General features: G+C 59.8%; 12 protein-coding genes, 2 tRNA genes, 3 rRNA genes and 1 pseudogene. 16 read left to right on the top strand and 2 right to left on the bottom strand.

Annotated elements, in window-relative coordinates; translation table 11 throughout:
* Positions 1 to 4 precede the first annotated feature (4 nt).
* From GGI48_RS11310 to GGI48_RS11255, 12 genes are all read left to right on the top strand, one after another.
* A complete protein-coding gene (locus GGI48_RS11310; RefSeq protein WP_016968694.1) occupies positions 5 to 1,498 on the top strand; it encodes a CoA-acylating methylmalonate-semialdehyde dehydrogenase in 1,494 nt (497 codons plus the stop codon).
* 626 nt (positions 1,499 to 2,124) lie between these two features.
* Positions 2,125 to 3,663: ribosomal RNA gene (locus GGI48_RS11305) — 16S ribosomal RNA — on the top strand.
* A 123-nt stretch (positions 3,664 to 3,786) separates the two neighbouring features.
* Positions 3,787 to 3,863, top strand: a tRNA-Ile gene (locus GGI48_RS11300).
* 10 nt (positions 3,864 to 3,873) lie between these two features.
* Positions 3,874 to 3,949: transfer RNA gene (locus tag GGI48_RS11295), tRNA-Ala, on the top strand.
* A 230-nt stretch (positions 3,950 to 4,179) separates the two neighbouring features.
* Positions 4,180 to 7,071: ribosomal RNA gene (locus GGI48_RS11290) — 23S ribosomal RNA — on the top strand.
* Positions 7,072 to 7,226: 155 nt separating this feature from the next.
* Positions 7,227 to 7,342: ribosomal RNA gene (gene rrf, locus GGI48_RS11285) — 5S ribosomal RNA — on the top strand.
* Together the 16S, 23S and 5S rRNA genes with 2 tRNA genes alongside form the textbook arrangement of a ribosomal RNA operon.
* Positions 7,343 to 7,506: 164 nt before the next feature.
* Positions 7,507 to 10,959, top strand: coding sequence for an exodeoxyribonuclease V subunit gamma (gene recC, locus GGI48_RS11280; protein WP_179598345.1), 3,453 nt, complete (start codon positions 7,507 to 7,509; stop codon positions 10,957 to 10,959).
* Positions 10,956 to 14,648: an exodeoxyribonuclease V subunit beta gene (gene recB, locus GGI48_RS11275; RefSeq protein ID WP_179598343.1), complete on the top strand. Its 3,693-nt coding sequence runs from the start codon at positions 10,956 to 10,958 to the stop codon at positions 14,646 to 14,648. Before recC ends, recB begins: the two co-directional genes overlap by 4 nt.
* Complete coding sequence (gene recD, locus GGI48_RS11270; protein WP_179598341.1) at positions 14,645 to 16,726, top strand: exodeoxyribonuclease V subunit alpha; 2,082 nt, start codon at positions 14,645 to 14,647, stop codon at positions 16,724 to 16,726. Before recB ends, recD begins: the two co-directional genes overlap by 4 nt.
* A gap of 116 nt (positions 16,727 to 16,842) precedes the next feature.
* Positions 16,843 to 17,424, top strand: coding sequence for a YfiR family protein (locus GGI48_RS11265; protein ID WP_042941317.1), 582 nt, complete (start codon positions 16,843 to 16,845; stop codon positions 17,422 to 17,424).
* Positions 17,421 to 18,689: a diguanylate cyclase domain-containing protein gene (locus GGI48_RS11260; protein WP_103742428.1), complete on the top strand. Its 1,269-nt coding sequence runs from the start codon at positions 17,421 to 17,423 to the stop codon at positions 18,687 to 18,689. The genes GGI48_RS11265 and GGI48_RS11260 overlap by 4 nt, the downstream gene beginning before the upstream one ends.
* 14 nt (positions 18,690 to 18,703) lie before the next feature.
* Positions 18,704 to 19,198 (top strand): OmpA family protein, encoded by a 495-nt coding sequence (locus GGI48_RS11255; RefSeq protein WP_042941316.1) that lies wholly within the window; start codon positions 18,704 to 18,706, stop codon positions 19,196 to 19,198.
* A 37-nt stretch (positions 19,199 to 19,235) separates the two neighbouring features.
* Here the strand turns inward: GGI48_RS11255 and GGI48_RS11250 are convergent, their stop codons facing one another.
* Both GGI48_RS11250 and GGI48_RS11245 read right to left on the bottom strand, forming a co-directional pair.
* Positions 19,236 to 19,673, bottom strand: coding sequence for a hypothetical protein (locus GGI48_RS11250; protein WP_041115802.1), 438 nt, complete (start codon positions 19,671 to 19,673; stop codon positions 19,236 to 19,238).
* Positions 19,674 to 19,711: 38 nt separating this feature from the next.
* A pseudogene (locus GGI48_RS11245) lies at positions 19,712 to 19,852 on the bottom strand (LysR family transcriptional regulator); the annotation flags it as partial.
* Positions 19,853 to 20,091: 239 nt separating this feature from the next.
* Between GGI48_RS11245 and GGI48_RS11240 the strand changes: the two are divergent.
* From GGI48_RS11240 to GGI48_RS11225, 4 genes are all read left to right on the top strand, one after another.
* Positions 20,092 to 21,279: a tyrosine-type recombinase/integrase gene (locus tag GGI48_RS11240; RefSeq protein ID WP_179598339.1), complete on the top strand. Its 1,188-nt coding sequence runs from the start codon at positions 20,092 to 20,094 to the stop codon at positions 21,277 to 21,279.
* Between the two features lie 29 nt (positions 21,280 to 21,308).
* Entirely contained in the window at positions 21,309 to 21,530 is a 222-nt protein-coding gene (locus GGI48_RS11235; protein ID WP_313771309.1) for a type II toxin-antitoxin system MqsA family antitoxin, read from the top strand.
* A 5-nt stretch (positions 21,531 to 21,535) separates the two neighbouring features.
* Positions 21,536 to 22,231 (top strand): DUF2815 family protein, encoded by a 696-nt coding sequence (locus GGI48_RS11230; RefSeq protein WP_179598338.1) that lies wholly within the window; start codon positions 21,536 to 21,538, stop codon positions 22,229 to 22,231.
* 355 nt (positions 22,232 to 22,586) lie between these two features.
* The gene (locus tag GGI48_RS11225) at positions 22,587 to 22,940 is read left to right on the top strand and encodes a hypothetical protein (RefSeq protein ID WP_179598336.1); all 354 of its coding nucleotides are present in this window, start codon (positions 22,587 to 22,589) and stop codon (positions 22,938 to 22,940) included.
* Positions 22,941 to 22,970: the final 30 nt, after the last annotated feature.

Genomic DNA, 22,970 nt, shown 5'->3' with positions numbered 1-22,970 from the left:
CCGCATGAGTTTGATTCAACACCTGATCCACGGCGAACTGGTCAGCGACAACGGCCGTAGCAGCGACGTGTTCAATCCGTCCACTGGCAAGGCGATTCATAAAGTGCCGTTGGCCAGCCGTGAAACCATCCAGCAAGCCATCGACTCTGCCAAGTCCGCGTTCCCGGCCTGGCGCAATACGCCACCGGCCAAGCGCGCCCAGGTGATGTTCCGCTTCAAGCAACTGCTGGAGCAGAACGAGGCACGCATTGCCCAACTGATCAGTGAAGAGCACGGCAAGACGCTGGAGGACGCGGCTGGTGAATTGAAGCGCGGTATCGAGAACGTCGAATATGCCTGTGCCGCGCCGGAAGTCCTCAAAGGCGAGTACAGCCGTAACGTGGGGCCGAACATCGATGCCTGGTCGGACTTTCAACCGCTGGGTGTGGTGGCTGGTATCACCCCGTTCAACTTCCCGGCCATGGTTCCGCTGTGGATGTACCCGCTGGCGATCGTTTGCGGTAACTGCTTTATCCTCAAGCCGTCCGAGCGCGATCCAAGTTCCACCCTGTTGATCGCCGAGCTGCTGCATGAAGCCGGTCTGCCCAAGGGCGTGTTGAACGTGGTGCACGGTGACAAGGCTGCAGTGGATGCGCTGATCGAGGCGCCGGAAGTCAAGGCGCTGAGTTTTGTCGGGTCGACGCCGATTGCCGAGTACATCTATGCCGAAGGCACCAAGCGCGGCAAACGCGTCCAGGCACTGGGCGGGGCGAAGAACCACGCGGTGCTGATGCCCGATGCCGATCTGGATAACGCCGTCAGTGCTCTGATGGGCGCCGCCTACGGTTCCTGTGGTGAGCGTTGCATGGCGATCTCGGTGGCCGTGTGTGTGGGTGACCAGGTCGCTGACGCCCTGGTTGCCAAGCTGGTGCCACAGATCAAGGCGCTGAAGATTGGTGCCGGCACTTCCTGCGGCCTGGACATGGGGCCGCTGGTTACCGCGCAGGCGCGTGACAAGGTCAGTGGCTATGTCGAAGACGGTGTTGCTGCGGGCGCGCAACTGGTGGTGGACGGTCGTGGTCTGAGCGTGGCCGGTCACGAAGAGGGTTTCTTCCTCGGTGGCTGCCTGTTCGACCGTGTTACTCCAGAGATGCGCATCTATAAGGAAGAGATCTTTGGGCCAGTGCTGTGCATCGTCCGGGTCAACAGCCTGGAAGAGGCCATGCAACTGATCAACGATCATGAGTACGGCAACGGCACCTGCATCTTTACCCGTGACGGTGAAGCAGCGCGTCTGTTCTGCGACGAGATCGAAGTGGGCATGGTGGGCGTCAACGTGCCGCTGCCGGTGCCGGTGGCCTATCACAGCTTCGGCGGCTGGAAGCGTTCGCTGTTTGGTGACCTGCATGCTTATGGTCCTGATGGCGTGCGTTTCTACACGCGTCGCAAGGCCATTACTCAGCGCTGGCCGCAGCGCGCCAGTCATGAAGCGTCGCAGTTCGCTTTCCCTAGCTTGTAAGTAGTGAGGCGACAAAGGCCGGCCCTGATGGGCCGGCCTTTGCTTTTATGGGGTTTCTGACCGATATGACAGATTTATGAAAATAGGTGTTGACGGCGAATTATATGTCTCTATAATTCGCCCCACTTCCGGCGCAGTCGAAGCGGAAAACTCCTTGAGATTCAACGAGTTACCAAGTTTTCGGCAGCGGTTACGCTTCAGTTCATTGAAGCCAGAAGCAGTTGATAAGGCAGTGTGTTGTCGCTTTGTTAACCATTCGATCGTCTCGGTCGAAAGCGGTTGAAAAGAGGTGTTGACAGCAGCGTGTAACGCTGTAGAATTCGCCTCCCGCTAACGAGGGATCGGAAGCGCAAGTGGTTGAAGTTGTTGAGAAAATCTTCGAAAACTTCTTAAAAAATCGCTTGACAGTAAATGAGGCTGCTGTAGAATGCGCGCCTCGGTTGAGACGAAAGATCTTAACCAATCGCTCTTTAACAACTGAATCAAGCAATTCGTGTGGGTGCTTGTGGAGTCAGACTGATAGTCAAAAAGATTATCAGCATCACAAGTTACTCCGCGAGAAATCAAAGATGTAACCAACGATTGCTGAGCCAAGTTTAGGGTTTTCTCAAAACCCAAAGATGTTTGAACTGAAGAGTTTGATCATGGCTCAGATTGAACGCTGGCGGCAGGCCTAACACATGCAAGTCGAGCGGCAGCACGGGTACTTGTACCTGGTGGCGAGCGGCGGACGGGTGAGTAATGCCTAGGAATCTGCCTGGTAGTGGGGGATAACGTCCGGAAACGGGCGCTAATACCGCATACGTCCTACGGGAGAAAGTGGGGGATCTTCGGACCTCACGCTATCAGATGAGCCTAGGTCGGATTAGCTAGTTGGTGAGGTAATGGCTCACCAAGGCGACGATCCGTAACTGGTCTGAGAGGATGATCAGTCACACTGGAACTGAGACACGGTCCAGACTCCTACGGGAGGCAGCAGTGGGGAATATTGGACAATGGGCGAAAGCCTGATCCAGCCATGCCGCGTGTGTGAAGAAGGTCTTCGGATTGTAAAGCACTTTAAGTTGGGAGGAAGGGCAGTTACCTAATACGTGATTGTTTTGACGTTACCGACAGAATAAGCACCGGCTAACTCTGTGCCAGCAGCCGCGGTAATACAGAGGGTGCAAGCGTTAATCGGAATTACTGGGCGTAAAGCGCGCGTAGGTGGTTTGTTAAGTTGGATGTGAAAGCCCCGGGCTCAACCTGGGAACTGCATCCAAAACTGGCAAGCTAGAGTATGGTAGAGGGTGGTGGAATTTCCTGTGTAGCGGTGAAATGCGTAGATATAGGAAGGAACACCAGTGGCGAAGGCGACCACCTGGACTGATACTGACACTGAGGTGCGAAAGCGTGGGGAGCAAACAGGATTAGATACCCTGGTAGTCCACGCCGTAAACGATGTCAACTAGCCGTTGGGAGCCTTGAGCTCTTAGTGGCGCAGCTAACGCATTAAGTTGACCGCCTGGGGAGTACGGCCGCAAGGTTAAAACTCAAATGAATTGACGGGGGCCCGCACAAGCGGTGGAGCATGTGGTTTAATTCGAAGCAACGCGAAGAACCTTACCAGGCCTTGACATCCAATGAACTTTCCAGAGATGGATTGGTGCCTTCGGGAACATTGAGACAGGTGCTGCATGGCTGTCGTCAGCTCGTGTCGTGAGATGTTGGGTTAAGTCCCGTAACGAGCGCAACCCTTGTCCTTAGTTACCAGCACGTTATGGTGGGCACTCTAAGGAGACTGCCGGTGACAAACCGGAGGAAGGTGGGGATGACGTCAAGTCATCATGGCCCTTACGGCCTGGGCTACACACGTGCTACAATGGTCGGTACAAAGGGTTGCCAAGCCGCGAGGTGGAGCTAATCCCATAAAACCGATCGTAGTCCGGATCGCAGTCTGCAACTCGACTGCGTGAAGTCGGAATCGCTAGTAATCGCGAATCAGAATGTCGCGGTGAATACGTTCCCGGGCCTTGTACACACCGCCCGTCACACCATGGGAGTGGGTTGCACCAGAAGTAGCTAGTCTAACCTTCGGGGGGACGGTTACCACGGTGTGATTCATGACTGGGGTGAAGTCGTAACAAGGTAGCCGTAGGGGAACCTGCGGCTGGATCACCTCCTTAATCGACGACATCAGCTGCTTCATAAGCTCCCACACGAATTGCTTGATTCATTGAAGAAGACGATAGAAGCAGCTTTAAGCTCCAAGCTGATAGCTCCAAGCTAACAGTTACAAGCTCTAAATTGGGTCTGTAGCTCAGTTGGTTAGAGCGCACCCCTGATAAGGGTGAGGTCGGCAGTTCGAATCTGCCCAGACCCACCAATTTTGTTATGGGGCCATAGCTCAGCTGGGAGAGCGCCTGCCTTGCACGCAGGAGGTCAGCGGTTCGATCCCGCTTGGCTCCACCATAAACTGCTTCTGAAAGCTTAGAAATGAGCATTCACATTGAATGTTGATTTCTAGTCTTTTGATTAGATCGTTCTTTAAAAATTTGGGTATGTGATAGAAAGATAGACTGAACGTTACTTTCACTGGTAACGGATCAGGCTAAGGTAAAATTTGTGAGTACTCTTAAGAGTTTTGCGAATTTTCGGCGAATGTCGTCTTCATAGTATAACCAGATTGCTTGGGGTTATATGGTCAAGTGAAGAAGCGCATACGGTGGATGCCTTGGCAGTCAGAGGCGATGAAAGACGTGGTAGCCTGCGATAAGCTTCGGGGAGTCGGCAAACAGACTTTGATCCGGAGATCTCTGAATGGGGGAACCCAGCCATCATAAGATGGTTATCTTGTACTGAATACATAGGTGCAAGAGGCGAACCAGGGGAACTGAAACATCTAAGTACCCTGAGGAAAAGAAATCAACCGAGATTCCCTTAGTAGTGGCGAGCGAACGGGGACTAGCCCTTAAGTGGCTTTGAGATTAGCGGAACGCTCTGGAAAGTGCGGCCATAGTGGGTGATAGCCCTGTACGCGAAAATCTCTTAGTCATGAAATCGAGTAGGACGGGGCACGAGAAACCTTGTCTGAATATGGGGGGACCATCCTCCAAGGCTAAATACTACTGACTGACCGATAGTGAACTAGTACCGTGAGGGAAAGGCGAAAAGAACCCCGGAGAGGGGAGTGAAATAGATCCTGAAACCGTATGCGTACAAGCAGTGGGAGCAGACTTTGTTCTGTGACTGCGTACCTTTTGTATAATGGGTCAGCGACTTATTTTCAGTGGCGAGCTTAACCGAATAGGGGAGGCGTAGCGAAAGCGAGTCTTAATAGGGCGTCTAGTCGCTGGGAATAGACCCGAAACCGGGCGATCTATCCATGGGCAGGTTGAAGGTTAGGTAACACTGACTGGAGGACCGAACCGACTACCGTTGAAAAGTTAGCGGATGACCTGTGGATCGGAGTGAAAGGCTAATCAAGCTCGGAGATAGCTGGTTCTCCTCGAAAGCTATTTAGGTAGCGCCTCATGTATCACTGTAGGGGGTAGAGCACTGTTTCGGCTAGGGGGTCATCCCGACTTACCAAACCGATGCAAACTCCGAATACCTACAAGTGCCGAGCATGGGAGACACACGGCGGGTGCTAACGTCCGTCGTGAAAAGGGAAACAACCCAGACCGTCAGCTAAGGTCCCAAAGTTATGGTTAAGTGGGAAACGATGTGGGAAGGCTTAGACAGCTAGGAGGTTGGCTTAGAAGCAGCCACCCTTTAAAGAAAGCGTAATAGCTCACTAGTCGAGTCGGCCTGCGCGGAAGATGTAACGGGGCTCAAACCATACACCGAAGCTACGGGTATCACGTAAGTGATGCGGTAGAGGAGCGTTCTGTAAGCCTGTGAAGGTGAGTTGAGAAGCTTGCTGGAGGTATCAGAAGTGCGAATGCTGACATGAGTAACGACAATGGGTGTGAAAAACACCCACGCCGAAAGACCAAGGTTTCCTGCGCAACGTTAATCGACGCAGGGTTAGTCGGTCCCTAAGGCGAGGCTGAAAAGCGTAGTCGATGGAAAACAGGTTAATATTCCTGTACTTCTAGTTATTGCGATGGAGGGACGGAGAAGGCTAGGCCAGCTTGGCGTTGGTTGTCCAAGTTTAAGGTGGTAGGCTGGAATCTTAGGTAAATCCGGGGTTCTAAGGCCGAGAGCTGATGACGAGTTACCTTTTAGGTGACGAAGTGGTTGATGCCATGCTTCCAAGAAAAGCTTCTAAGCTTCAGATAACTAGGAACCGTACCCCAAACCGACACAGGTGGTTGGGTAGAGAATACCAAGGCGCTTGAGAGAACTCGGGTGAAGGAACTAGGCAAAATGGCACCGTAACTTCGGGAGAAGGTGCGCCGGTGAGGGTGAAGGACTTGCTCCGTAAGCTCATGCCGGTCGAAGATACCAGGCCGCTGCGACTGTTTATTAAAAACACAGCACTCTGCAAACACGAAAGTGGACGTATAGGGTGTGACGCCTGCCCGGTGCCGGAAGGTTAATTGATGGGGTTAGCTAACGCGAAGCTCTTGATCGAAGCCCCGGTAAACGGCGGCCGTAACTATAACGGTCCTAAGGTAGCGAAATTCCTTGTCGGGTAAGTTCCGACCTGCACGAATGGCGTAACGATGGCGGCGCTGTCTCCACCCGAGACTCAGTGAAATTGAAATCGCTGTGAAGATGCAGTGTATCCGCGGCTAGACGGAAAGACCCCGTGAACCTTTACTATAGCTTTGCACTGGACTTTGAATTTGCTTGTGTAGGATAGGTGGGAGGCTTTGAAGCGTGAACGCCAGTTTGCGTGGAGCCATCCTTGAAATACCACCCTGGCAACTTTGAGGTTCTAACTCAGGTCCGTTATCCGGATCGAGGACAGTGTATGGTGGGTAGTTTGACTGGGGCGGTCTCCTCCTAAAGAGTAACGGAGGAGTACGAAGGTGCGCTCAGACCGGTCGGAAATCGGTCGTAGAGTATAAAGGCAAAAGCGCGCTTGACTGCGAGACAGACACGTCGAGCAGGTACGAAAGTAGGTCTTAGTGATCCGGTGGTTCTGTATGGAAGGGCCATCGCTCAACGGATAAAAGGTACTCCGGGGATAACAGGCTGATACCGCCCAAGAGTTCATATCGACGGCGGTGTTTGGCACCTCGATGTCGGCTCATCACATCCTGGGGCTGAAGCCGGTCCCAAGGGTATGGCTGTTCGCCATTTAAAGTGGTACGCGAGCTGGGTTTAGAACGTCGTGAGACAGTTCGGTCCCTATCTGCCGTGGACGTTTGAGATTTGAGAGGGGCTGCTCCTAGTACGAGAGGACCGGAGTGGACGAACCTCTGGTGTTCCGGTTGTCACGCCAGTGGCATTGCCGGGTAGCTATGTTCGGAAAAGATAACCGCTGAAAGCATCTAAGCGGGAAACTTGCCTCAAGATGAGATCTCACTGGAACCTTGAGTTCCCTAAAGGGCCGTCGAAGACTACGACGTTGATAGGTTGGGTGTGTAAGCGCTGTGAGGCGTTGAGCTAACCAATACTAATTGCCCGTGAGGCTTGACCATATAACACCCAAGCAATTTGCGAACTCGAAAGAGACCAGATTGCGGTGTGTGAAGACGAAACGAACCGAAAGTTTGCATGGCTCACAAAACACCAAAATCTATTACATACCCATTCGCTGGCACGTTGCACATGCAACGGACTGGCTACCGAATTTCTTGACGACCATAGAGCGTTGGAACCACCTGATCCCATCCCGAACTCAGAAGTGAAACGATGCATCGCCGATGGTAGTGTGGGGTTTCCCCATGTGAGAGTAGGTCATCGTCAAGATTAAATTCCGAAACCCCAATTGCGAAAGCAGTTGGGGTTTTGTTTTGCCCCACAGAAAAGCTGCGCTGCTGGCTCAGGCGACGGCCACACGACTGCGGCTGCCAGCGCCCCGCGACAGTGCTAAGGTTCCGGCCTAGCTTTTTGCATTCTCCAAGGAAGCCTTTATGCCGGACGCCTCGTCCCTCACCCCCGGTTTTATGGTGGTTCACGGTAACCGCCTGGACGAGTTGCGCAGCCTGGTGGTGAGCTGGATGCGGCGTTACCCGCTGGCTCCCTTGGAAAATGAAATCGCCCTGGTGCAGAGCAATGGCATCGCCCAATGGTTGAAGCTGGCCCTGGCCGAAGATCCCGAAGAGGACGACTCCGGCGGCTGTGGTATTGCCGCGGCGATCGATGTGCAATTGCCCGGCAGCTTCATGTGGCAGCTCTACCGTCTGGTCCTGGGTCGAGACGAAATCCCGCCCAAATCCCTGCTGGATAAAGCCCCGCTGACCTGGCGCCTGATGCGCTTGCTGCCGGAGCTGATCGACGAGCCCCATTTCGAACCCCTGCAACGCTTTTTGACCCACGACAGCGATCTGCGTAAGCGCTATCAACTGGCGGAGCGCCTGGCGGACCTGTTCGACCAATATCAGGTCTATCGAGCCGACTGGCTGGAAGACTGGTCAGCAGGGCGCCATCAATTGCGCAACGTTCGCGGCGAAGCCAAGGCCCTGACCCCAGCCAACTGCTGGCAAGCCGAACTGTGGCGTGCCCTGCTTGTGGATGTTGGCACCGAGGGCATGGCCCAGAGTCGAGCCGGAGTCCACCAGCGCTTTATCGAACGGATCAACAGCCTGGACCAGCCCCCCGCTGGCTTGCCATCCCGGGTGATCGTTTTCGGCATTTCTTCATTGCCGGCCCAGGCCCTGGAAGCCTTGGCCGGACTGGCACGTTTCAGCCAGGTCCTGCTCTGCGTGCACAACCCCTGTCGCCATCACTGGGCGGACATCGTTGCCGACAAGGATCTGCTGCGCCATCAATACAAACGTCAGGCGCGCAAAGCCGGCATGCCCCTGGCCCTGGATCCGCAAACCCTGCACCAGCACGCCCATCCGCTACTGGCCGCCTGGGGCAAACAGGGCCGCGACTACATCAATCTGCTGGACAGCTACGACGATCCCAACAGTTACCGCGCGGCTTTTCGCGATGGGCGCATCGACCTGTTCAGCGAGAGCGAACCGCGCACCATGCTCCAGCAGTTGCAAGACGACATCCTCGAACTGCGCCCCCTCAACGAAACCCGTGAACGTTGGCCCGCCGTCGATTTGCAGCAGGATCAGTCGATCCGTTTTCACATTGCCCACAGCGCGCAACGGGAAGTGGAAATCCTCCACGACCAGCTGTTGGCGCGCTTCAGTGCCGAACCCGACCTGCGGCCACGCGATGTGATCGTCATGGTCCCCGACATCGACAGCTACGCCCCGCACATCCGCGCGGTATTCGGCCAACTGGAACGTGATGACCGCCGCTTCATCCCCTTCACCCTCACCGACCAGGGCCAGCGTGGCCGCGACCCGCTGCTGATTGCCGTTGAGCACCTGCTGAAACTGCCGGACAGCCGCTTTCCGGTCAGCGAGATCCTCGATCTGCTCGACGTCCCTGCGCTGCGCGCCCGTTTTGGTGTCGACGAAGCCGACCTGCCGACCCTGCATCGCTGGATCGAAGGGGCCGGTATCCGCTGGGGCATGAATGCCCAGCAGCGGGCGGAGTTGGGGCTGCCCGAGGAACTGGAGCAAAACAGCTGGCGTTTCGGGCTGCGGCGCATGCTCCTGGGGTACGCCGTCGGCCGCTCCGATGCCTGCGACGGCATCGAGCCCTATGACGAGATCGGCGGCCTGGATGCGGCGCTGATCGGTCCCTTGGTGGCGCTGCTGGATGCCTTGCAGATGGCCTATCAGCAACTCACCGAGCCGGCGGTGCCGGCGCAATGGGGCGAGCGCCTGCAGCAATTGCTGGAGCAGTTCTTCCTGGCCGCCACCGAACACGACGACTACCTGCTGGGCCAGTTGGAAGACCTGCGGGAAACCTGGCTGGAAACCTGCGAATCCGTCGGCCTGCAAGATCAGTTGCCCCTGACCGTGGTGCGTGAAGCCTGGCTGGCCGGCCTGGATCAGGGCCGCCTGTCCCAGCGCTTTCTCGCCGGCGCGGTGAACTTCTGCACGCTGATGCCGATGCGGGCCATCCCCTTCAAGCTGGTGTGTCTGCTGGGCATGAACGACGGCGATTACCCACGGGCCCAGCCGCCATTGGACTTCGACCTGATGGGCAGCGACTACCGCCCCGGCGACCGCTCACGGCGCGAGGATGACCGCTACCTGCTGCTCGAAGCCCTGCTCTCGGCCCGGGACCAGCTGTACATCAGTTGGGTCGGCCGCAGTATTCGCGACAACAGCGAACGGCCCGCCTCGGTGCTGATCGGCCAACTGCGCGATCACCTGGCCGGCGGCTGGCGACTGGCGGACGAACAGGCATCGTTGCTCGAAGCCCTGACCCAGGAGCACCCGCTGCAACCTTTCAGTGCCCGCTACTTCCATGACAGCGACACACTGTTCAGCTATGCCCGGGAATGGCAGGTCCTGCACCAGGCTCACGCGCCCAGCATGAGCGTCCAGCCGCTTGAACCCTATGTCCAGGATGAAGCCCTGAGCCTGGCTCAGTTGCAGGACTTTCTGCGGCACCCGGTACGGCACTTCTTCAGCCAACGCCTCAAGGTGTTTTTCGAAGCCATGGACGCGCCGCTGGCGGACGAGGAGCCCTTCGTTCTCGATGCCCTGCAACGCTACAGCCTCAGCGACAGTCTGCTGGAAGCGGCACTGAGCGATGCCGCGCATCCGGAGCAGGCCCTACAGGCCCAGGCGCAGCGCCTGCAAGCCAGCGGCCTGCTGCCCATGGCCGGTTTTGGCGAGTGCCTGCAACGCGAGCTCATGGAGCCGTTGCCGGACCTGTTGCAGCGCTACCGGCAACTGCTGGACCTGTGGCCGACACCGCTGACCAGCGCCTTGCCGGTCAGCCTGGAACTCCAGGGCGTGCGCGTGGAAGGCTGGTTGAGCAGCCTGCATGAGCGGGCAGATGGCGGGCTGTTGGCGGTGACCACCATCGCCAACGGCATCGGCTCGATCAAGACCCGCAAATGGCACCGCCTGATCAAACCCTGGATCAACCACCTGCTGGCCTGTGCCAGCGGCTACTCCCTGACCACCGCGCTGGTGGCCAGCGATGACAGCCTGTTGCTGGCGCCGCTGGAGCAGCAACAGGCCCGGGCGATTCTCGGCAACCTGCTGCTGGCCTGGCAGACGGGCATGCGCCAGCCGCTGCCGGTGGCGGTCAAGACCGCCTTTGCCTGGCTCGGGCAGAGCGATCCGGACAAAGCCGCCGCCGCGGCCCGCAAGGCTTACGATGGCGACGGTCAGAACAGCGAGGGCGAGCGCCGGGAGACTCCGGCCCTGGCCCGGCAATTTGCCGATTACAACGCGCTGATCGCCGATGAGACGTTCAGCGGCTGGGCCGAAACGCTCTATCGCCCCCTGCTGGACGCCCCCTGGCGTTCCGCCCTTGGCGAGGAGGCTGTGCAATGAGTCAACAAGCCCCTCTGGCCCTGGCCTTTCCCCTGCGCGGCAGCCAATTGATCGAAGCCAGCGCCGGCACCGGCAAGACCTTCACCATCTCCGCGCTGTACCTGCGCCTGGTGCTGGGCCACGGCGGCGAGTCCGCAGGCTTTGGCCGCGAACTGCTGCCGCCGCAGATTCTGGTGGTGACCTTCACCGACGCCGCGACCAAGGAACTGCGCGAGCGCATCCGTACCCGCCTGGCGGAGGCCGCGCGTTTCTTCCGCGACGAGATCAGCGCCCCCGACAGCCTGATCGTCGAGCTGCGCGCGCAATACCCCGCCGAACAGTGGGCCGCCTGCGCCAATCGCCTGGACATCGCCGCGCAGTGGATGGACGAGGCCGCCGTCTCCACCATCCACAGCTGGTGCCAGCGCATGCTCCGCGAGCACGCCTTCGACAGCGGCAGCCTGTTCACCCAGACCCTGGAAACCGACCACAGCGATCTGCTGGGGCAGGTGCTGCGCGATTACTGGCGGCTGTTCTGCTACCCGATGCAGGGCGATGCGCTGAACTGGGTACGCGCCAACTGGGTCGGCCCGGCCCAACTGCTGCCGCGGGTTCGCGCGCTGTTCGGCGGCGAGCAGCGTCAGCCCTCGGTGCAGACGCCCAGCGAGTTGATCGAGGCCTGCCTGCAGGAGCGCCGGGAAGCCCTGGTGCAACTCAAGGCACCCTGGCGGCTGTGGGCGGGGGAGCTGCGCGACATCTGCCTGCAAGGCGTGGCCAGCAAGAGCGTCGACGGCCGCAAGCTGCAGGCGCGCTTCTTCGAACCCTGGTTTGAAAAGATCAGCGCCTGGGCCGAAGACGCGTCCGTTGAGGCGTTGGACATCGGCACCGGCTTCACCCGCCTGACCCCGGACGGCATGAGCGAAGCCTGGAAGGGAGAGGCGCCGCAGCATCCGGCGCTTGAGGCCATGGCCGGGCTCAAGGCCAGCCTCGAGGCGTTGCCCAGCCCCGACGCCGCGGTCCTGCAGCACGCCGCGCAGTGGGTCGGCGAGCGCTTTGAAGAAGAGAAGCGCCGTCGTGCCGAGATGGGCTTTGACGACATGCTGCTGCGTCTGGACAGCGCCCTGCACAGCGATGGCGGTGAGCGCCTGGCGACCCTGATTCGCGAGCAGTTCCCGGTGGCCCTGATCGACGAGTTCCAGGACACCGACCCGGTGCAATACCGGATCTTCGAAAGCATCTACCGCATCGAGGTCAACGACCCCGAGACCGGACTGTTTCTGATCGGCGACCCCAAGCAGGCGATCTACGCCTTCCGTGGCGCCGATATCTACACCTACCTGCGGGCCCGCCAGGCCACCACCGGGCGCCTGCACACCCTGGGCACCAACTTCCGTTCCAGCCAGGCCATGGTCCGCGCGGTCAACCATGTGTTCCTGCAGGCCGAACAGCGCCCGCAGGGGCGCGGGGCCTTTCTGTTTCGCGAAGACGACGGCCGGAACCCGGTGCCGTTCCTGGCGGTGGCGGCCCAGGGGCGCAAGGAGCAGTTGCAGGTCGACGGTCAAGCGCTGCCGGCGCTGAACTTCTGGCATCTGCCTGCCGAGCAGCCGCTGTCCGGGGCTCAGTATCGTCAGCAGCAGGCGGCGGCTTGTGCCAGTGCGATTGTCGAGCTGCTCGTTGGCGGTCAGCAGGGCCGCAGCGGTTTTGTCCGCGACCAGCAGGCCCTCAAAGGGCTGTTGCCGGCGGATATCGCCATCCTGGTCCGCGATGGCAAGGAGGCCCAGGCGGTGCGTGGTGAGCTGGCGGCTCGTGGGGTGCGCAGTGTGTACCTGTCGGACAAGGACTCGGTGTTCGCCGCCCAGGAAGCCCGGGACCTGCTGGTGTGGCTCAAGGCCTGCGCCGAGCCGGATGTGGAGCGTCCGCTGCGAGCGGCCCTGGCCTCCCTGACCCTGAACCTGTCCCTGCTGGAACTGGAGCGGCTGAACCAGGACGAGCTGGCCTGGGAAGCCCGGGTCATGCAGTTTCGCGGATACCGGGCGATCTGGCGCAGCCAGGGCGTGCTGCCGATGCTGCGCCGCCTGCTCCACGACTTCCAGCTGCCCCAGGCGTTGATGGCCCGCAGCGATGGCGAGCGGGTGCTGACTAACCTGTTGCACCTGTCCGAACTGTTGCAGCAGAACGCCGCGGAGCTGGACGGCGAGCAAGCCTTGATCCGCCATCTGGCCGAGCACCTGGCGCTGTCCGGGCAGGCCGCGGAGGAGCAGATCCTGCGCCTGGAAAGCGACGAGCAGCTGGTCAAGGTGGTGACCATCCACAAGTCCAAGGGCCTGGAATACCCCTTGGTGTTCCTGCCCTTTATCTGCTCCACCAAGCCGGTGGATGGCAGCCGCCTACCCCTGCATTACCACGATGCGGCGGGCAAGCCCCAGGTCAGCCTGCGACCGACCCCGGAGCTGATCGCGCAAGCGGACGAAGAACGCCTGGCGGAAGACCTGCGGCTGCTCTACGTGGCCCTGACCCGGGCCCAGCATGCCTGCTGGCTGGGGGTGGCCGACCTCAAGCGCGGCAATCACAACAGCTCGGTGCTGCACCTCTCGGCCCTGGGCTACCTGCTGGGCGGTGGTGCCCGGCTCGACGAGTCCAAGGGGTTGCTGCGCTGGCTGCTGGATTTGCAGCAAGGCTGTGATGCCATCGGCGTGGGCGAACTGCCGGTCGCCAATGAGCAGCGTTTTCATCCGCCGCGCAACAACGCCAGCCTGCTGGAGCCGCTGATCCCGGTTCGACGCGCGGCGGAGAACTGGTGGATCGCCTCCTACAGCGCCCTGCGCATCAGCGACACCCTGGGCGCCGGCAGCACCGAAGCCCCGGAAAACCCCCAGGCGCAGAAACTCTTCGATGATGAGCGGCTCGATCCCGAAGCCCCGCGTGAAGTTGCCGCCAGTGGTGGCGATATCCACCGCTTTCCCCGGGGACCGAACCCCGGCACCTTCCTTCATGGTCTGCTGGAGTGGGCGGGGGAGGAGGGCTTTACCGCAACCCCGGGGCAGATCGGCGACGCCATCGCCCGCCGTTGCAATCGCCGCGGCTGGCAGGGCTGGATCCCGACCCTCAGTGACTGGCTGCAGCACCTGCTGCAAGTTCCCTTGCCGCTGGGAGACGGACAGCCGCCGGTGGTACTGGGGCAACTGACCCAGTACCGAGTCGAAATGGAGTTCTGGTTCGCCAGCCACAAGGTCGACGTGCTCAAGCTGGACCAATGGGTGCGTGAGCAGACCCACCAGGGCGCGGCGCGGGTCACCGCCGAGCCGGTGCTGCTCAACGGCATGTTCAAGGGCTTTATCGACCTGACGTTCGAACATCAGGGCCGCTATTACGTGGCCGACTACAAATCCAACTGGCTGGGCGCGGACGACGCCGCCTACACCGAGCAGGCCATGGAACAATCGATTCTCGACAACCGCTACGACCTGCAATATGTGCTGTACCTGCTGGCCCTGCACCGCCAGCTCAAGGCCCGGCTGGCGGACTACGACTACGACCGGCACATCGGCGGTGCCCTGTACCTGTTCCTGCGCGGCAGTCGCTCGGCGAGCCGGGGCGCGTATTTCGCCCGGCCGCCACGGCAGTTGATCGAGCGCCTGGACCGCATGTTCCAGGGCCAGCCCGAGCCGCCCAAGGCCGAGCCCGCCTGGGAGCAGGGAGTGCTGCTATGACCCCGGATCTGTTCGCTCCCCTGACCGAGACGCCCGATGCGCCGTTCGAGCTGGCCCCCCTGACCCGTGCCCAGGACCTGCTGCTGTTGCTCGAGCGCTGGGTCGAGCGCGGCTGGCTGCGTTCCCTGGACAAGGCCTTTGTCGGCTTTCTGCATGAGCTGGACCCGGGCTGCGATCCGCTGGTGCTGATGGCCGCGGCCCTGACCAGTCACCAGCTGGGGCATGGGCATGTCTGCCTGGATCTGTTCGAAACCCTCAAGGAGCCGGATTTCGCCCTGTCCCTGCCCCCGGAAGGGGATTCGCCAAGCGGCGCCCCGGTGCTGCCCTCCCAGGTCCTGGCGGGGCTCGAAGGCGCCCAGTGGTGCAAGGTCCTGGCCGGCAGCCGGCTGGTGGCCCTGGCGGCGGATCACGGCGACGCGTCCCGCCAGCGGCCGCTGGTGCTGTCCGGCAAGCGCCTGTACCTGCGGCGCTACTGGGCCTATGAACGGCGTATCGACAACGCCCTGCGCCAACGCCTGGCGTTGACCGAGGCCACCCCGGAAAACCTCGCGCAGCGCCTCGACGGACTGTTCGGTCCGGCCAAGGCGGCGGGGCCCATCGACTGGCAGAAACTCGCCTGCGCCCTGGCCACCCGTGGCGCGTTCAGCATCATCACCGGCGGCCCCGGCACCGGCAAGACCACCACGGTGGTGCGCCTGCTGGCCCTGCTCCAGGGCCCGGCGGTGGACGCCCGCAAACCGCTGCGCATTCGTCTGGCGGCGCCCACCGGCAAGGCCGCGGCGCGCCTTACCGAGTCCATCAGCCTGCAGGTGCGCTCCCTGTCGGTGGCCGATGAAGTGCGCGAGAAGATCCCCAGTGAAGTGACCACGGTGCACCGTTTGCTGGGCAATCGTCCGGGCACCCGGCATTTCCGCCATCACGCCGGCAACCCTCTGCCGCTGGATGTGCTGGTGGTGGACGAAGCGTCGATGATCGATCTGGAAATGATGGCCAATCTGCTGGATGCCTTGCCCATCCACGCGCGTCTGGTGCTGCTGGGGGACAAGGACCAGCTGGCCTCGGTGGAGGCGGGTGCCGTGCTCGGGGACCTGTGCCGCGATGCCGAGGCCGGCTGGTACAACCCGCAGACGCGCGCCTGGCTGGAAGCGGTCAGCGGCGAACACCTCGGTGCCAGCGGCCTGCAGGAGGACAGCGGGCACCAGCATCCCCTGGCGCAGCAGGTGGTGATGCTGCGTCACTCCCGGCGTTTCGGCGAAGGCAGCGGCATTGGCCAGCTGGCGCGTTGGGTCAACCAGCAACAGGCCGACGAGGCCCGGCGCCTGCTGGCGGCCCGCAGCCATGCCGACCTGTATGGCCTGAGCCTCAAGGGCGAGCAGGACCGGGCGCTGGAGCGTCTGCTGCTGGAGGGCCATGGCGAGGGACCGCAAGGTTACCGGCACTACTTGCAAGTGCTGCGCAGCCAGCGTCCCGCCGCCGACACGCCCCTGGAAGACCGGCGTTGGACCGAATGGGCGCGCAATGTGTTGCTGGCCTTCGACCGTTTCCAGTTGCTCTGCGCGGTGCGCAAGGGGCCCTGGGGCGTCGAAGGCCTGAACCTGCGCATCACTCAGGCGCTGTTCAAGGCCCGGCTGATCGACAGCGACCAGCTGTGGTACGAAGGCCGCCCGGTGCTGATGACCCGCAACGACTATGGCCTGGGGCTGATGAACGGTGATATCGGCATCGCCCTGAAACTGCCGGAAGCCGAGGGCCAGGAGCCGGGGCGGCAGGTGCTGCGGGTTGCCTTCCCGCGTAACGATGGCCAGGGCGGGGTGCGCCTGGTGCTGCCGAGCCGGCTCAATGATGTGGAGACGGTCTATGCCATGACGGTGCACAAGTCCCAGGGCTCGGAGTTCGCCCATACCGCGCTGATCCTGCCTGATGCCCTGAACCCGGTGCTGACCAAGGAGTTGATCTATACGGGCATCACTCGGGCCAAGGACTGGTTCAGCCTGATCGAGCCCCGCGCCGGGGTGTTCGAAGAGGCGGTGCGGCGCAAGGTCAAGCGCCTCAGCGGGTTGATGCTGGAGCTGGACTGACGCCGATGTCCGAGTCTGGAGCCCGGCACCGTTTCGGGGCGCTGGCCTCGCTGCATTTTCCCGGGCTGTGCTATCGTTGCGGCATCATTTCCGTGAAATTCAACGAGAATCCCTGCATGGACGTGGCTGTCTTGAGGACAGAGCGCAGTTTGCGGTGGAGACAGTTTGTGCTGTCGACCATGCTTTGCCTGTTCAGTCTGTGCGCCGTGGCGCAGTCAGAGCCTTCAACCCCGACCAGCCTGGCCGAGCAGCGGGCCAAGGCGGTGACGCAAGTGGTGCTGGGGATCCTCAGCTACGCGCGCTGGCCGGTGGAACCCGCAGAGCTGCGGTTGTGCGTGGTGGGTCCCACCGAATACACCGATGACCTGCTCAAGGGCACGACACAGGCCACCGGTCGCCCCGTGCTGGTGCGCCGGTTGCTGGCCAGCAGCCCGGCCCTGGCCAGTGAGTGCGACTCGGTGTACGTCGGCAAATTGAGCACAGAAGAGCGTAACCGGCTGTTCAACTCGCTGATCGGCCAACCCGTGCTGAGCATCAGCGAGGGTGGCGACCAGTGCACCGTGGGCAGCCTGTTCTGCCTGCGGGTCAGCGACAATCAGGTGTCGTTCGAGGTCAATCTGGACTCGGTGGCCCGCAGCGGGGTGAAGATTCATCCCAGCGTGCTGCAATTGTCTCGTCGTCGTCCGGCGGCCCCATGAAGTGGTTCAAGCCCAAGGCCCGCCCCACCCTGCGGTCGGTCATAGGTCGCGGCCACCTGATCGTCGCGCTGTTGGCGATCTGCATGGCCAGCCTGTCCCTGACCTTTCTCGGGGTCCTGGCGTTGCGGGTCTATGCCGATCACAACCTGCACCTGATCGCCCGGTCCATCAGCTACACCGTGGAAGCCGCAGTGGTGTTCAACGACAGTGTGGTGGCCACCGAGGCCCTGGCCCTGATCGCCTCCACCGAAGAGGTGGCCGATGCCAAGGTCTATGACATCCAGGGCCGCCTGCTGGCCAGTTGGCAACGTCCGGAGAGCGGCCTGCTGACCAACCTGGAGATGCACGTCGCCAGCGCGTTCCTGGAAAAGCCCATCAGCTTGCCGATCCTGCATCAGAACCGCGAAGTCGGCACGGTCAATGTCACCGGCCATGGCGGCAGCCTGTTGCGCTTTCTGTTCAGCGGTCTGGTGGGCATCGTGCTGTGCACCGCGCTGAGTGCCTGGGTGTCGCTGTACCTGGCGCGGCGGCAACTGCGGGGCATCACCGGCCCCTTGCGCAGCCTGGCGGAAGTGGCTCACGCGGCCCGGCGCGAGCGGGCCTTCGATCAGCGGGTGCCGCCGGCGCAGATCGCCGAGCTGGACAACCTGGGCAACGACTTCAATGCCCTGCTCGATGAGCTGGAAGCCTGGCAGACCCATCTGCAAAGCGAGAATGAAACCCTGGCGCATCAGGCCAGTCACGACAGCCTGACCGGTCTGCCCAACCGGGCGTTTTTCGAGGGCCGGCTGATCCGCGCACTGCGCAGCGCCAGCAAGCTCAACGAGCGCATGGCGGTGCTGTTTCTCGACAGCGACCGCTTCAAGGAGATCAACGACAACTTCGGTCATGCCGCCGGCGATGCGGTGCTGGTGGCGGTGGCCACGCGGATTCGCGCGCAACTGCGTGAGGAGGATCTGGTCGCGCGTCTGGGCGGGGATGAATTCGCCGTGCTGCTGACGCCGCTGCACCGGGTCGAAGACGCCCAGCGCATTGCCGACAAAATCATCAACAGCATGGAAATGCCGATCCAGCTGCCTGGCAACCTGTCGATCATGACGTCGCTGAGCATCGGCATTGCCCTGTACCCGGATCATGGCCTGACGCCCGGCAGCCTGTTGAACGCCGCCGACGAGGCCATGTACCAAGCCAAGCGCGGTTCGCGAGGCGGGCAACACACAGTGGGGGCGGAGCCCCCAATCGTTCAGGTTCAAAACAGGAGCTAATTCCCTTGTTCTCAATGACGCAACGTTCGGTTCGACTGTTCAGTACCCTGGTATTCATGGCCCTGCTGGCCCTGGCTGGCTGCCAGAGCGTGCCGCCCAAAGGTCTGACCCCGAAACAGATCGCGGTTCTGAAACAGGAGGGCTTCGAACTGACGGATGAAGGCTGGGCCTTCGGCCTGTCGGGCAAGGTGCTGTTTGGCAGCGATGTGGAAACTCTGAACCAGGCCAGCACCGAGATCGTCCAGCGCATCGGCAAGGCCTTGCTCAGCGTGGATATCCAGAAGGTCCGGGTCGATGGCCACACCGACGCCTCGGGCAAGGAACCCTACAACGTGCAGCTGTCCGTGCGTCGGGCCAAGAGCGTGGTCAAGGTGCTGACCCAGGTCGGCATGCGTGAAGAAAACATCCAGTTGCGCGGCCTGGGCAGCAGCGAGCCGGTGGCCTCCAACAGCACCGCCGCCGGACGCACCGAAAACCGCCGGGTGTCGATCGTAGTGATCGCCGACTGATTGGCATTGCCCGGCTGGCGGCTACCCCCGGCAGCCGCTAGCGCCCTTTGGCCGGCTGGTCGCCGATGCAATCCGGCGCGTTGGGGCCGATGTCGATCATGGCCGCGGACACCCGCGGGTCTCCTTTCATGCCCCACTGCAAGGGCCCCCCGTCGACGACCAGGTCATAGATCTGGCTGTCGCCAAGCCATTGGCCATTGCGCTGGTCATACAAACGGAAAAACGCCGGCAGCTCCCAGTGCGGGTTCTCGTTGGGAGCCTGCTCCGGGTCCGGGTGGTACTGGGTGTGGAATCTGCCGGGCAGGACCCAGAACGGCCTGAATACCTGAACCCTGTAGCACCCGTTGGGGCTGATGCGGGGGGCGCCGCGGGCCGTCGCCAGGCCCTTTTCCCACCATTGCGAAGCGGGCCACAGCGAGGCGCCGAGAACCACTGCGCCAAGGGTGAGCGAGCCGCGCCGGCTGAGTTTTTTCATCTTCGGGTATCCAGTTCGATCCATGAGCAGGTAAAGCGTCAGGGGGCGGCGAACAGCATGCTGCGGCTGTCCCCCATGAGCAGAGGGCGATTCTGCTCCGTCACCTCGCGGATGTAATCCCACAACAGGGTGATCCGCTTCAACTTCCTGAGATCCTCCCGGCAGTACATCCAGAATTGCAAGGCATTCAGGTTTTTCCCAATGTTTACGGGGTTAAACCTTTATGAGTCGCCTTTTAGAATGCTCTGCTGTTACAAGTCCTGTCACAAGTCGTTCTGGTTCCTCAAAGCCGACTACGAGGCTCGCCAAGCCTTATCACTACAGACGCAACGGTATTTACTACATGCGTCTAAGGGCGACAGGCAGCACCACAGAGGCCGTTTCGGTGTCCCTCAAGACAAGCAGTCGTAGAGATGCTATGGACGCTTCAGAACTCCTTTCGGGTGTCGTTCGGGCGTTCCATCTGGAAACACCGGATGCTACATGGCAGGAGCTTAAAGAACGATTTCGGGCTGTCTCGGTGGAGGTCTTGGCAGGTGGTGATACGGCGCAGCTCTGGGGTAGCCTGCATACGGTCGCATACGGTCGAGTCGATAGCCTCGTTAGACCTCAGCGGTTCGCAGGGACTGTTTCCGCGTCTCAATCTGTATTGGGCTTGTCTCCGTCTCAATCTGGACAGGCGCTAACTTTTGAGACCCTTTCAGCTCTGTACTTGAAGGACCGTTCAGGGGGGCAAAAGGCGTCCACGCTGAGCACTACCAAGTTCACTCATGGGGTTCTCATTGAGCTGTTGGGTGAGTTGGATATGCGAAACCACACGCGGGCTGACCTTGTGGGTCTTCGAGATGCCCTTGCAGCGACCCGTAAGCCTTCGACGGTTAACCAGATGCTCATGAAGCTATCTGCTGTCCTGAACTGGGCTGTGGAGAATGGTCATCTCGAAAAGTCTTACGATAAGAAACTGAAGTTCACGAAAGGCATTGAGTCGACCCGTAAGGCATTCTCACAGGATCAGGTAGGCAAGCTCGTCGCCTACGCTAATACGTTCCCAGAGACCTCTTGGAAGCGCTGGTTGCTAAGCCTTGGGGCGATCACAGGCGCGCGACTCAATGAAATCTCGCAGTTGACCGTAACTGACATTCAGACCCTTGGGTCAGGAGTCACGGCGATCCACATCAATGAGGCAGGTGAAGGGAAATCCATCAAGAACAAGCGTAGTGAACGTATGGTGCCACTGACAGATGGGGCTTATGGTTTTGACCTCGCAGCGTTCTTGCGGTACGTAGATTCATGTAGGTTTAGCGGAACTGAAGCTTTGGCGCAGATTGGGTATAGACCCGCTGGTGAATGGGCCAACCAGCAGGCAATCCCTGAAGCGCTTGGTGGCTCGTACCAGCGGGGATTAGTGTTCCATTCATTACGGCATTCACTGGTATCCCTGATGCAGGAGCGTGGCGTTCCCACAACACACGCCCAGGCAGTAATGGGGCATGCAACAAGAACGATAACCTTCGATGTCTACGGCTCTGGGGTTATCGTTGAGACTGTCGCGGAGATGCTAAAGGGAGTCTTTACGCCTACTGAGACACTTCAGGGCCAACAGTAAAGGGGTCCCCGCTTGGAGAAAGTCGAGCTATGAACACTATGAAATGCCCTGTTTGTGGCGCTGCGGGTTTGGTCCATGACACCCGCGACCTACCCTATGAGTACAGGGGGGCAACGACTGTGATTAAGGACGTGACGGGTGATTTCTGCCCGTCCTGTTCTGAGTCCATTTTAGATATGGTCGAGTCCGAACGAGTCCTTGAGGAGATGCGCGCATTCTCCAAGCGGATAGTGTCATTGAGGCAGCCATAACTAATATGGGGAACCTCCGAGTATTCCATTTCACCCCACGCGGCACCGCTGAGCCTTACTGCGCAATCCAAAAGCCAGACTATGGCAACCCTGAAAAGGGTTTCGGTAATCCGCGAGGCGTCTACAAAGTTGACCTCACTGTCCCAAGTAAGGACGCTCAAGCGCTGATCAACAAGATCAACAAACTTCACGAGGCGAACTACGCCGAAATCTGCGAGAAGTTCGAAGCGGAACGCCCAGAGCTGCTTAAGAAACTGGCTCGCGGTAAGAAACTGCTGGAACCCTACGAGGGCAACATGCCGTACTTCATCAACGACGACGGTACGGTGACCTTCAAGTTCAGCTCTTACGCTTCCTACGTGGACAAGAAAACCGAAGAGCTGAAGCCGCTGGTCCTGAAGGTCGTGGACTCCAAGGGCAAGCGCATCAACAACGTTCCGGCCATCTCTGGCGGCTCTGAGCTGAAGGCTCGTTTCTCCATGTTCGCCTATGGCTTCTCGGCGGTCGCTGGTGCGTCCGTCAAGCTTCAGTTGGACTCCGTAATGCTGTTGAAGCTGGTCGAGTTCGGCGGTGGTGATGATGAATGGGGCGACGAAGCCGAAGAGGGCTATGTGGCTGACGAGGTTGGTTGTTCTCCTTCGAGCGCCATGGTGGCGAGCTTACCCCGTTTCAAGTCGGTTTCTGGCGGCGGAATCGAGTGAATTACAGTAGATATGTGAATACTATTCGTTGACATCTGTGTCGCATGCCCGTAAATTTCGGCTTGCAGATGTGTGAGCGCTGTTCACATGTCTTTGGTGTGAGGCGTTCTCATACGGGCATCAAGACCTTCCAGTACGAGCTTTAGCTGTTGGCCATTTGGTGGTTTTGATATTTATAGATGAGTTGATGGGAGTGTTATTTTTACTCTTAGAATTAGTCGATATTTATATTATACATCAGGTCTTTACTTTAAGTTTTGGGTTTTGCGGACGTCTTTAGGATGTTCCTGGTGAAAGGGGTGTGTAGGTTTATAAGGTTTTTAGCACTTAATTATATTTTGATGAGGTTTGTATTTTGGACTCTGTTAGTGAATTAGATGTTCAAGCTCAAGAAAGCATTGTAAGTGTGACCGACTCCCCAGCAATATTTATTTCGCAGGTGGTTACGGATGATTTTGATGGAGATTCTAAGGGGGGTAGTAAGATGGTGGCTAAGCGTTCTTGGCGATCAGAATATGGCGAGGTTTTTACAGAGATTTTCGAGACAGCTTTTACTAATGATGCAGCTCTAACTGCCTGTGAACGTGCGGAGTTGCCGTGGCGTACTGTGGATTACATGATAAAATCTCTTATTCGCGGTAAAGACCACAAATATGCAGTATCACGCACTGATGGCTTCCCAAGCTGGGTAGCGGTGCGTATCGAGTAACTCAGGAACTTGTCAGGCATAGTGTAAGGC

Origin of the sequence: Pseudomonas protegens (assembly GCF_013407925.2) — a bacterium.
GTDB classification, from domain to species: Bacteria; Pseudomonadota; Gammaproteobacteria; order Pseudomonadales; family Pseudomonadaceae; genus Aquipseudomonas; species Aquipseudomonas fluorescens_AP.
The sequence above is the reverse complement of the archived record's forward strand: the minus strand, read 5'-3'. Positions and strand labels throughout refer to the sequence as shown.

Excerpts from the sequence above, each read along its gene's own strand:
- GGI48_RS11310 (WP_016968694.1), top strand. The coding sequence starts at position 5 with ATGAGTTTGATTCAACACCTGATCCACGGCGAACTGGTCAGCGACAAC.
- recC (WP_179598345.1), top strand. The coding sequence starts at position 7,507 with ATGCCGGACGCCTCGTCCCTCACCCCCGGTTTTATGGTGGTTCACGGT.
- recB (WP_179598343.1), top strand. The coding sequence starts at position 10,956 with ATGAGTCAACAAGCCCCTCTGGCCCTGGCCTTTCCCCTGCGCGGCAGC.
- recD (WP_179598341.1), top strand. The coding sequence starts at position 14,645 with ATGACCCCGGATCTGTTCGCTCCCCTGACCGAGACGCCCGATGCGCCG.
- GGI48_RS11265 (WP_042941317.1), top strand. The coding sequence starts at position 16,843 with ATGGACGTGGCTGTCTTGAGGACAGAGCGCAGTTTGCGGTGGAGACAG.
- GGI48_RS11260 (WP_103742428.1), top strand. The coding sequence starts at position 17,421 with ATGAAGTGGTTCAAGCCCAAGGCCCGCCCCACCCTGCGGTCGGTCATA.
- GGI48_RS11255 (WP_042941316.1), top strand. The coding sequence starts at position 18,704 with ATGACGCAACGTTCGGTTCGACTGTTCAGTACCCTGGTATTCATGGCC.
- GGI48_RS11250 (WP_041115802.1), bottom strand. The coding sequence starts at position 19,673 with ATGAAAAAACTCAGCCGGCGCGGCTCGCTCACCCTTGGCGCAGTGGTT.
- GGI48_RS11240 (WP_179598339.1), top strand. The coding sequence starts at position 20,092 with ATGGACGCTTCAGAACTCCTTTCGGGTGTCGTTCGGGCGTTCCATCTG.
- GGI48_RS11235 (WP_313771309.1), top strand. The coding sequence starts at position 21,309 with ATGAACACTATGAAATGCCCTGTTTGTGGCGCTGCGGGTTTGGTCCAT.
- GGI48_RS11230 (WP_179598338.1), top strand. The coding sequence starts at position 21,536 with ATGGGGAACCTCCGAGTATTCCATTTCACCCCACGCGGCACCGCTGAG.